Origin of the sequence: Actinoplanes sp. NPDC023936 (assembly GCF_040639325.1) — a bacterium.
In the GTDB taxonomy this organism is placed as follows: domain Bacteria; phylum Actinomycetota; class Actinomycetes; order Mycobacteriales; family Micromonosporaceae; genus Actinoplanes.
Genome location: NZ_JBEZZR010000014.1, coordinates 110,836 through 121,155 on the forward strand (window position 1 = coordinate 110,836; position 10,320 = coordinate 121,155).

The following is a 10,320-nucleotide window of genomic DNA, read 5'->3' on the forward strand; positions in this document are numbered from 1 at the left end:
GACCGTGCAGCTGACCGAAGTGAGCATGCTGGGCGTGCGCACGTCCGTCATCACGTTCCGGCACCCCGGCACGCCGTTGCGCTTCACCCTCATCCCGACCATCCACTTCGGCCGGGCCGACTACTACCGGCGCATCGCCCGGCGGGTCGCCGCCTGCGCGATGGTGGTCGCCGAGACCTACGACGGGCCCAGCTCGACCGGGCTCGCCTATGTCACAGCCATGCGGCTCAGCCTCCAGCGCCGGGCCGGTGAGCTGGTGCATCAGGACATCGACTACCGGTCGCTGGGTGTCCCCGCGGTCTTCCCGGACGGCGATCCGCTCGCCGTCCGGCGCGACCGGATCCCGGCGACGGGCTGGGCCGACGTGGTGATGATGGTGCCGTACCTGACCGTCACGATGACCGTCGGCGGCCGGGACTGGCTGCTGCGGCGCAACTTCGAGATCAGCGACGACAGCGAGCCGCGCGCCTTCCGCGCCGGGTGGCTGAACCGGATGTTCCTGCACGACCGCGACGAGATGCTCGTCGCGGAACTGGAACGGGTGCACGCCGAGCGCGGCGCGGACCCGATCGAGGTGGCCGTGGTGTGGGGCGCGGCGCACATGCCGGCGGTGGTGCGGGCTCTGGCCGGCCGGCTCGGATACCGCCCGGTCAGCGGCGGGGATTGGTTGACGGCCATTGACTTCTAGACGCGTTCTTCTCGTCGCGGCGCCGCTGCTAGGGCACGTGTTCCCGCTCGTACCCATCGCCGAATCCCTGCGGAAGGCGGGGCACGAGGTGCTGGTGGCCACGGCCGCCGAGGCGCTGAAGGTCCCGCTGCCCACCTACGACATCTCACCGGGTTTCCGGTTCGGCCCGGTCGCCGCCGGCGCCCTGCTCCGCCGCCCGCTGCTTCTCCGCGCCGAACTGTCCGGCACCGCCGGCACCAAGATGGTGGGCCCGCTGTTCGGCGCGGTGAACCGGAAGCTCCTCCCCGGCCTCCGGACGGCGGTCCGGGAGTGGCGCCCCGACGTGGTCATCCACGAACCGCTGGCGGCCGCCGCGGCGACACTCGGCGTCCCCGCGATCCTGCACGAGAACTCCCTGTTCGCCGGCCCACCGCTGGTCGAGGCGACGGTCGGCGACGTGCCTCCGCCGATCGCCACGATCACGATTGCCCCGCCTAGCGTCGTCGGCGCCCGCACCGGGCTGCCGATGCGGGCGGTTCCGCACGGTCTCGACGACGCTCTGCCCGACTGGCTCACCGAGCCGCCGCGGCGCCCCCGCATCCTGGTCAGCCGCAGCACGGTGTCCCAGCCCGGACCGGACCGGCTGGCGAGCCGGGTGATCGCCGCGGCCACGTCGATCGACGCGGATTTCGTGCTGGTCAGGCCAGGCGCGCGGGCTGCGGCTCAGACCCTTCCCCCCAACGTACGGGTGACCGCATGGCTCCCGCTGGCCCGGGCCATGACCGTCAGCACCGCGATCATTCACCACGGCGGCGCGGGGACCGTGCTGGCCGCCCTGCACGCCGGGATCCCGCAGCTGGTGGTCCGCGGGGCCGGAGACCGCAGGCACAACGCCGAGCTGGTGGCGGCCCGAGGCGCCGGCATCGCGGTGGACGAGCGCTCGATCGGTCCGGAAGTGATCAGCCGCCTGCTCAGCGACGCGTCGCTGGCGGAGGCGGCACGGGAGGTGAGCGCCGAAATGGCGGCAATGCCCCATCCCGACGAGGTGGTCCCCCACCTGCCGAACACCTGACGCCCCCGGTCGATCCCTGCCACGCCGGATGCCTCAGCCGTACGCGACGGCCCAGTCGATCTTGAACGGGGCAATCGATGACTGAGCACCAGCCGGACCAGCCGGTCAGCAGCGCTCCGGCGGAGTCGCCTCAAATAACCAGCAGGGTCAGTGCTGTGCACTGGGAACCAGCTGGTCCGGCTGGTGCTCAGTGCTGTTTCGGCAGCTCATCGGGAGCACTGACGACCAGCTCACCTCGCCCGGCTGGCTGCCAGCGCTCCCGAGCGTCCGTTTTGTCCGCGCTGAGAACCAGCCGGCCCCAAGCGCTCCAAGATCCGTAAACAGCGACATCGGGCTGGCACCAAGCGCTCCAAGATCCGCTAAACGCGGGCGCCGGGACAGCCACGCTGTGCTGGCGCAGCCCCAACCAAACCTGCCACGCGCGCTCAACCGCGCCGGCTATCGGCGGCAACGATCCACTGCCGGCCTCTACCCGGTGAACGTTCCCCGGTCAACGGACTAGGTCAACTCGGCGGAGAGGCGCTGCAGGTCGGCCGCGTGGCCGAGCGGACTCCCCGACTCCGCCCACTGCGTCAGCGACGACGGGTTCAGCAAGCCCGCGCCGGCCAGCAAGCCCGCGCCGATCACGCCCTCCATCTGGTCCAGTGAGGCCGGGCGGATCACCAGATCGCGGGTGACCAGGTCGGTGCAGCGGGCCAGGACCGCCTCGGCGATCATCTCGATGAAGCGCGGGCCGGTGCGCAGCGCGCCGCCGCCGAGCACCAGCACGCCGGGGTTGGTGAAGTTGACCAGGTGGGCGACCACTTCGGCGAGCGCCTGGACCCGCGTCTCCACCAGCTCGACAGCGAGGGGATCACCGGCCGCGGCGGCCGCGCCGATCTTGCCAAGGGTGAGCGGGAGGGACAGGCGGGGGCTCTCGGCGATCCGGCGGGTTGCCTCCTCCAGCAGGGACCAGCCGCTGGCCACCGCCTCCAGGCAGCCGGTCCGCCCGCAGCGGCAGAGGGCCGCCGGGTCGGACGAGACGTGCACGTGGCCGATGTCGCCGGCCGCGCCGCGGTCGCCGCGCAGCAGCCGGCCCCGGTTGATCAGGCCGGCGCCGATGCCGGTGCCGGCCTTGACGAACAGCATGTCGCGGCCGTCGTGCGGTTTGCCGGCGGTCCACTCGCCGAGGGCCATCAGGTTGACGTCGTTGTCCACCCAGACCGGGGCGTCGTAGTGGTCGCGGAACCAGGAGCGGACGCTGAACCCGTCCCAGCCCGGCATGATCGGCGGCGCGACCAGGCGGCCGGTGGCGAACTCGACCGGGCCGGGCATGCCGATGCCGATCCCCCACGGCCGGGTCAGGCCGGTGGCCCGGGCCAGCCCGGCGAACGCGGCCTCCAGCCGGCTCATCGTCGGCTCGGGTCCCCGGTCGACGTTCCAGTCCTCGTGATGTGAGGTGATCAGCGCCCCGTCGAGGTCGAGGACCGCGGCGGTGAACTCGGACGCGCCGACCAGGGCGCCGTAGACGTACCCGGCGCGGGCCCGGAACCGCAGGGTCCGCGCCTGCCGCCCGCCGGAGGACGGTGCCAGTTCGCCGTCCTCCAGCAGACCGAGACTGATCGCCTGGTCGACACGCTGGGTGACGACCTTGCGGCCGAGGCCGGTGACGACGCCGAGCTCGGGCCGGGTGGCGGCCCGGCCGGAGCGGACCAGGTCGATGATCACGGCAAGCGGGGCCGATTCCAGGCTGGCCGGCAGCGTCACGACGCCCCTCTCCCTGACTCAGCGGCAACGGCTCAGCGGCGACGCTGAGCGATCTCCAGTTTGATCTGCGGCAGCTGCGCCTCGAGCTTGTAACGCGCGATGCACACGGCCTGCAGCGCGGCGATGATAGCTGGCAGCACGAGGAACAACAGCATGATGCCGTCGCTGGCTCGTGCCGTGACATTGTCCGGCGTGTACCCGGCGGCGGCCAGGCCCCAGGCGAGAAGCGCGGATCCGAGCGCGGCGCCGATCTTGGTGCTCATGCTGTAGGCGGAGAAGAGCAGCCCTTCGTTGCGGTGGCCGCTGCGCCACTCCTGCCACTCCACGGTGTCGGCGATCAGCGCGGGAGCGGCGACGAACCCGAAGCCGCCGACGATGTTGAGCAGGAAGAAGACGACAGTGAAGGCGAGCAGGTCGTCCTGCAGGTAGAAGAGCGGCACGGTCAGGGCGATCGAGGCGAGCAGGCCGTACAGGATGCCGCGCCGGTGGCCGAACCGGCGCAGGACTGGCGCGGTGACCAGGGAGCCGATCACGGCGGAGAGCGAGAACGCGAGCAGGATCAGCGAGATCGCGCCGGGGTTGTGCAGCGTGTGCAGGGCGAAGTAGACGGCGCCACCGGTGATGATGCCGAGCCGGGCGAACGAGAGCACCGAGAACACGACGACGGTGAGCCACGGGCGGTTGCCGACCAACGTTCGTAGTGAGGCCTTGCCACGAGCGGCCGGGGTGTGCGGCACGCGTTCCTTGACCGAGGCGAAGACGACCCAGAACAGCGCCATGCCGACGACCGCGTAGATGCCGACGGTCCAGGCGAAACCGGTCCGGGACGTCGTGGACCCGCCGAAGAGGGCGATCAGCGGCTGGGTGGCCGTGGACACGATGATCAGCCCGAGGCCGATGCCGAACGCCCGGAAGCCGGCCAGCTTCATCCGCATCCCGGAGTCCCGGGTGGTCATCGCCATGAGCGCGCCGTAGGGGACGTTGACCAGCGAGTACGCGAGTCCGACGAGGATGAACGTGACGTACGCCCAGGAGATCGCGCCGAGCGTCCCGCCGCCCGGCGTGACGAACGTCAGCACGGTCAGCACGCTGAGCAGCGGCGCGCCGAACAGCAGGTACGGGCGGGCCCGGCCCCAGCGGGTGGTGGTCCGGTCGAGCACCATCCCGACGGCCGGGTCGAAGAACGCGTCCAGCAGGCGGGCGACGAGCATCAGCGTGCCGGCGGTGGCGGCCGCGATCGAGGCGACGTCGGTGTAGAAGAACAGCAGGTAGCTGGAGATCGTGGTCCAGGTCAGGTTGGACGCGATGTCGCCGAGGGCGAAGGCGGCGCGCTCCCGGCGGCGGACCGCTCGCGGGTCGTCGGCCACCTCAACGATCTCCTGGCTCATGGCGGGACTGATGCTCATCAGGGAGTCCTTGTCGCAGGGTGATGGGGGTCATAGCCACGTGGAGTGGGCCCATCTTGTGCCCCTGTCGCACATAAGTCAACGGCATGTTTCCGATGAATGTCGTCCTTGCCCTATCTTTGCCGGGGCTTGTCTTTTGTTCCTGACGAACGTAAGTTCCTCGCCATGACCCGCTTCCCCACCGAGGTGGACGTCGCGATCGTGGGCAGCGGCCCGGCCGGCGCCACCTACGCCCGCGTCCTCAGCGAACACGCTCCGCACCTGCGCGTCGCCGTCTTCGAGGCCGGACCGCTGATCAGCGACCCGCCCGGCACGCACGTCAGGAACATCCGCGACGCCGAGGCACGCGCCGAGGCCCAGCGCCGCTGCGAGGGGCCGCGTCCCAGCCGCCCGGCGTCCACCGACACGATGGACGACTACGCCAGAAGCGCGAACCGGCTGCAGCGCCCCGGCACGTTCCTGCTGGACTCCGGCTGGGAGGAGTTCCCGGCCGCGGCGATGTCGACGAACGTCGGCGGCATGGGCGCGCACTGGACCGGCGCCTGCCCCCGCCCCGGCGAGAGCGAGATCATCGACTTCCTGCCGGACCTGGACGCCTGGCTCACCGAGGCGGAACGGCTGCTCGGCGTCTCCGCCGAGGCTCTCGCCGGGGCGCCGCTCGCCGGCGAGGTGCGGCGCCGGCTCGCTGCCGCGCTGGACGCCGATCGGTCCGCGGATCGGCGGGTACGGCCGATGCCCCTCGCGGTCCGCCGGGAGCCGGACGGCCACCTGCGCTGGGCCGGAGCCGACGTGGTGTTCGGCGGGTTCCGCGACATCCACCCGGACGCGCTCGTCACCCGGGTGCTGCTCGACGGTGACACGGGGAACGGTGACACGGGGAACGGTGACACGGGGAACGGTGACACGGTGAGCGGCGTGCGCGTCCGGGCCGGCGGCGCCGAGCACGACGTGCGGGCACGCGTCGTCGTGGTGGCGGCCGACAGTCTCCGTACCCCCCAGGTGTTGCACGCCTCCGGTGTGCGCCCCCGCGCGCTGGGCCGGTATCTCAACGATCAACCCCAGATCGTGTACGCGGTACGCCTGCGCGACATCCCGCCCTCCGCCGCGCACACCGGGATCAGTGGCGTCAGCTGGGTCCCGTTCACCGACGCGCACCCGTTCCACGGCCAGGTCATGCAGCTCGACGCGTCACCGGTGCCGTTCGCCGGCGAGATCGTGCCCGGCTCGATCGTGGGCCTGGGCTGGTTCTGCGCCAAGGATCTGCAGGAGTCCGACCGGGTCGCGTTCAGCGACGACGAGGTCGACGACTACGGCATGCCCGCCATCCGGATCCACTACCGCCTGACCGAGCGGGACCTGGCGAACCTGGAGACCGCCGAGAAGGAGATCCGGCAGGCCGCCGAGGCGCTCGGCGACCCCCTCGACGACCAGCCGCCGCTGCGGTTCCCCAACGGCGCGTCCCTGCACTACCAGGGCAGTGTCCGGATGGGGCAGGCCGACGACGGCACCTCGGTGTGCGGGCCGGACAGCCAGGTCTGGGGCGTGCGCGGCCTCTACGTGGCCGGCAACGGCGTGATCCCGACCGCCACCGCCTGCAATCCCACCCTGACCGCTGTCGCCCTCGCCGTCGGCGGCGCGCTCTCGATCGCCAAGGAGTACTGATGCTCGACCGCGACATCATCCAGAACCGCGGGTTCCGCAACGTGCCCGGCGGCTTCCAGTTCCGGCTGCGCATGCCCAACTACCGCGGCGTGCCGGGCAGCCTCATCGAGGGCGTCACGGTGACCGTCGACGGCACGCTGCGCTTCGACCGGACGGTGCCGCGCTGGACGCTGCAGGGCCGGGACTTCACCCTCGCCGAACTGGCCGTCTCCACCGACGTGCGGTGGCAGCTCGACGAGGCGGCCGTCATCACCGTGCCGCATCCGGGCGGGCTGACGGCCGGCGTCCACCACCTCGCGGTCGGCATCGCGCTGCAGGCGCCGTACATCCCCGCCGAGTTCCAGCCGTCGATCTTCGACGCCGAGCGAAAGGTCACCCTCCTGCCATGAGCCTCCAGTACGGCGTCTCGCTCTACAGCTACACCGGCGACATGTACACGCTGCTCACCCTCGACGACGCGATGGCGGAGATCGCCGACCTCGGCGCCACCGGCATCGAGATCCTCGGTGAGGGCAACGTCCCCGGCTATCCCCGGCCGGACACCGCGTGGATCGACTCGTGGCACCGGCTGCTCGAACGCCACGGGCTGACCCCCACGAACTACGGCTCGTGGATCGACTCACGGATGTGGCAGCACCGCGACCTCACCGTCGACGAGGGCGTGACGATCCTCCAGCGCGACCTGCGGCTCGCCGCCACGCTGGGCTTCACGTCGGTACGTCCCAAGACCGGCGTGGTGTCCCTGGACCTGAAGCCGCACCCGATCTGGGACCGGGTGGTCGAACGCTCCCTCGACCTGGCCGCCGATCTCGGCATCGTCATCTGCCCGGAGATCCACGCGCCCACCCCGATCAAGCACGAGGTGGTGGACGCGTACCTCGCGTTCATCGAGCGGACCGGCAGCCCGAACTTCCGGCTGCTCATCGACACCGGGATCTTCCAGCGGTCCGCGACGTTCGCCAAGCACGCCGGGCTCAGCGAGGAGGCGCAGGAGGAGGGGTGGCGCAGGCCTCTCGCCGTACCCATGTCGGATCTCGTGGATGTTCTGCCGTTCGTGCATTTCATCCAGGCGAAGTTCTTCGACGTCACCGAGGATCTGACCGACCCGCAGATCCCCTGGGCGGAGATCGTGTCGACGCTTCTCGACAACGGGTACGCGGGCTACCTGTCCAGTGAGTACGAGGGCGACCGCGACCCCTACCGCGGCGTCGAGCAGGTCCGGCGGCAGCACGCGCTGCTGCGGTCGCTGGAGGCCGGCCGGTGAAACCGGTGCGCGCCGCGGTGATCGGGACCGGGTTCATGGGCGCTGTGCACTCCCGGTCGATCCGGGCGGCCGGGGGCACGCTCGTCGCGGTCGTCGGCAGGTCGGCGGAGCAGGGCAGGTCGGCGGCCGAGGAGTTCGGGGCGTCGTCCGGGACGGATTCGCTCGACGCCGCGCTCGACGCGGGAGTCGATGTCGTGCACGTCTGCACCCCCAACGCGAGCCATTACCCGTACGCGAAGAAGATCGTCGAAGCCGGTGTCGCCGTCGTCTGCGAGAAACCCCTCGCGATCGCGCCGGACGAGGCGGCGGAGCTGACGTCGCTGGCCGCCGGGCGCGGTCTCGTCGCGACGGTGCCGTTCGTCTATCGGTACTACGCGTCGGTGCGGGAGGCCCGGAACCGGCTGCGGGTGCCCGGCGCGGACGTGCCGTGGCTGCTGCACGGGAGTTACCTGCAGGATTGGCTGGCCGACCCGGCCGCAACGAACTGGCGGGTGGACGCCGCCGCGGGCGGTCCGAGCCGGGCGTTCGCGGACATCGGCGTGCACTGGTGCGATCTGGCCGAGTTCGTGACCGGGCAGCGGATCACCCGGGTGTCGGCGCGGTTCGGCTCGTCGCGTGCCGGGCGTGCGACAGAGGACGGCGCGGTCGTCGGCTTCGAGACCGATCATGGAGCGCTCGGCAGCGTGGTGGTCAGCCAGGCCTCGCCGGGGCGTAAGAACGCCCTGTCGTTCTCCTTCGACAGCGCGTCGGCCTCGTACGCGTTCTGCCAGGAGACGCCGGAGTCGCTGTGGATCGGCGGGCTCGCCTCCAACGAGGTCGTCCTGCGTGATCCGTCTCGGACGGGAGCTCCGGCAGGGTTGCCGGCCGGGCATCCGCAGGGGTACTACGAGTGCTTCGCCGACTTCGTGGCGGACACATATGCCGCGATCCAGGGTTCGGCGCCGTCATCGGGGCTGCCGACGTTCGCCGACGGCTGGCGGGCGACCCGGATCACCGCTGCCGTTCTCGCGTCCGCGTCGTCGGGCAGCTGGGTGGAGGTCTCATGAGCGCGCGTCAACCGGTCACCCTTTTCACCGGTCAGTGGGCCGATCTGCCGTTCGAGGAGGTGGCCCGGCTCGCCGCGTCATGGGGATACGACGGCCTGGAGATCGCCGCCTCCGGTGATCATCTGGATCTGGCGCGGGCCGAGGAGGATCCGTCCTACCTGCTGTCGCGTGTCGAGATCCTGGACAGATACGGCCTGCGCTGCTGGGCGATCTCGAATCACCTCACCGGCCAGGCGGTCTGCGACGATCCGATCGATTTCCGCCACCAAGGCATCCTGCGTCAGTCCATCTGGGCGGACGGGGAGCCATCGGGGGTACGGCTCCGTGCCGCCGAGGACATGAAACGCGCCGCCCGGGTCGCCCGGCGGCTCGGGGCGGACGTCGTCGTCGGCTTCACCGGGTCGTCGATCTGGAAATACGTGGCGATGTTCCCGCCCGTCCCGGCGTCCGTGATCGAGGCAGGGTACGAGGACTTCGCCCGCCGCTGGACCCCGATCCTCGACGTGTTCGACGCCGAGGGTGTCCGGTTCGCCCACGAGGTGCACCCGTCGGAGATCGCGTACGACTACTGGACCTCGGTGCGGACCCTGGAGGCGATCGGGCGGCGGCCGGCGTTCGGCTTCAACTGGGACCCGTCGCACATGCTGTGGCAGGGGGTGGACACGGTCGGGTTCATCACCGACTTCGCGGATCGGATCTACCACGTGGACTGCAAGGACACCCGGATCCGCCCGGCGTCCGGGCGGGCCGGGGTGCTCGGCTCCCACCTCCCGTGGGGCGACCCGCGGCGGGGCTGGGACTTCGTGTCCACCGGTCATGGGGACGTGCCGTGGGAGGACGCGTTCCGCGCGCTCGCGGCGATCGGGTACGAGGGTCCGATCTCGATCGAGTGGGAGGACGCCGGGATGGACCGTCTACACGGGGCGGCCGAGGCTGTGCGGCGGGTGCGGGAGTTGTTGTGGCCGTTGCCGGGGGCGGCCTTTGACGCGGCCTTCAGCAATCAGTAGTTCGGCGTGGCCTTCGGCTATCAGCAGGTGGGCCGGTCGCTGCTCCGCGTGACATGCGCGGGCGGGCTACGGCTGGCCGGGGCGCGAGCCGTAGCCCACGCAGGTAAAGCCCGCGGCTGCCTCGCGTGAGCGACGGCCGGGGGGCGGCGAGCCGTAGCCCATGCAGCCAAACGCCGCGTTTTACCTGCACCCGCTACGGCTGGCGCTCCCCAGCCGTAGTCCACGCAGATCAACGCCGCGTTTTACCTGCCCCCACTACGGCCGGCCCACCCGAGCCGTAGTCCACGCAGATCAACGCCGCGTTTTACCTGCCCCCACTACGGCCGGCCCACCCGAGCCGTAGTCCACGCAGCCAAACGCCGCGTTTTACCTGCCCCCACTACGGCCGGCCCACCCGAGCCGTAGTCCACGCAGCCAAACGCCGCGTTTTACCTGCCCCCACTACGGCCG

9 protein-coding genes are annotated in these 10,320 nt (G+C 71.1%); 7 read left to right on the forward strand and 2 right to left on the reverse strand.

Annotation, left to right across the window (positions count from 1 at the left end):
* Positions 1-4 precede the first annotated feature (4 nt).
* Entirely contained in the window at positions 5-688 is a 684-nt protein-coding gene (locus AB0F72_RS20250) for a hypothetical protein (RefSeq protein WP_360433288.1), read from the forward strand.
* Positions 678-1,739: a glycosyltransferase gene (locus AB0F72_RS20255; RefSeq protein ID WP_360433290.1), complete on the forward strand. Its 1,062-nt coding sequence runs from the start codon at positions 678-680 to the stop codon at positions 1,737-1,739. Before AB0F72_RS20250 ends, AB0F72_RS20255 begins: the two co-directional genes overlap by 11 nt.
* Positions 1,740-2,237: 498 nt before the next feature.
* On the opposite strand, the gene AB0F72_RS20260 is transcribed toward AB0F72_RS20255, so the two are convergent.
* Both AB0F72_RS20260 and AB0F72_RS20265 read right to left on the reverse strand, forming a co-directional pair.
* Positions 2,238-3,485 (reverse strand): ROK family protein, encoded by a 1,248-nt coding sequence (locus AB0F72_RS20260; protein WP_360433293.1) that lies wholly within the window; start codon positions 3,483-3,485, stop codon positions 2,238-2,240.
* 32 nt (positions 3,486-3,517) lie between these two features.
* The gene (locus AB0F72_RS20265; RefSeq protein WP_360433296.1) at positions 3,518-4,891 is read right to left on the reverse strand and encodes a glycoside-pentoside-hexuronide (GPH):cation symporter; all 1,374 of its coding nucleotides are present in this window, start codon (positions 4,889-4,891) and stop codon (positions 3,518-3,520) included.
* 165 nt (positions 4,892-5,056) lie between these two features.
* On the opposite strand from AB0F72_RS20265, the gene AB0F72_RS20270 reads away from it, so the two are divergent.
* Genes AB0F72_RS20270 through AB0F72_RS20290 form a run of 5 tightly spaced genes read left to right on the forward strand, consistent with a single transcriptional unit; the run spans position 5,057 to position 9,870 of the window.
* The gene (locus AB0F72_RS20270; RefSeq protein WP_360433299.1) at positions 5,057-6,553 is read left to right on the forward strand and encodes a GMC oxidoreductase; all 1,497 of its coding nucleotides are present in this window, start codon (positions 5,057-5,059) and stop codon (positions 6,551-6,553) included.
* Complete coding sequence (locus tag AB0F72_RS20275; RefSeq protein ID WP_360433302.1) at positions 6,553-6,942, forward strand: DUF6379 domain-containing protein; 390 nt, start codon at positions 6,553-6,555, stop codon at positions 6,940-6,942. Before AB0F72_RS20270 ends, AB0F72_RS20275 begins: the two co-directional genes overlap by 1 nt.
* Positions 6,939-7,817, forward strand: coding sequence for a sugar phosphate isomerase/epimerase family protein (locus AB0F72_RS20280; protein WP_360433305.1), 879 nt, complete (start codon positions 6,939-6,941; stop codon positions 7,815-7,817). Before AB0F72_RS20275 ends, AB0F72_RS20280 begins: the two co-directional genes overlap by 4 nt.
* Positions 7,814-8,863, forward strand: coding sequence for a Gfo/Idh/MocA family oxidoreductase (locus AB0F72_RS20285; protein ID WP_360433308.1), 1,050 nt, complete (start codon positions 7,814-7,816; stop codon positions 8,861-8,863). Before AB0F72_RS20280 ends, AB0F72_RS20285 begins: the two co-directional genes overlap by 4 nt.
* Positions 8,860-9,870, forward strand: a complete 1,011-nt coding sequence (locus tag AB0F72_RS20290) for a sugar phosphate isomerase/epimerase (protein ID WP_360433311.1) — start codon at positions 8,860-8,862, stop codon at positions 9,868-9,870. Before AB0F72_RS20285 ends, AB0F72_RS20290 begins: the two co-directional genes overlap by 4 nt.
* The last annotated feature ends 450 nt before the right edge of the window (positions 9,871-10,320 follow it).

Coding starts and splice junctions, on each gene's coding strand:
- AB0F72_RS20265 (WP_360433296.1), bottom strand. CDS start 4,891: ATGAGCATCAGTCCCGCCATGAGCCAGGAGATCGTTGAGGTGGCCGAC.
- AB0F72_RS20275 (WP_360433302.1), top strand. CDS start 6,553: ATGCTCGACCGCGACATCATCCAGAACCGCGGGTTCCGCAACGTGCCC.
- AB0F72_RS20270 (WP_360433299.1), top strand. CDS start 5,057: ATGACCCGCTTCCCCACCGAGGTGGACGTCGCGATCGTGGGCAGCGGC.
- AB0F72_RS20290 (WP_360433311.1), top strand. CDS start 8,860: ATGAGCGCGCGTCAACCGGTCACCCTTTTCACCGGTCAGTGGGCCGAT.
- AB0F72_RS20280 (WP_360433305.1), top strand. CDS start 6,939: ATGAGCCTCCAGTACGGCGTCTCGCTCTACAGCTACACCGGCGACATG.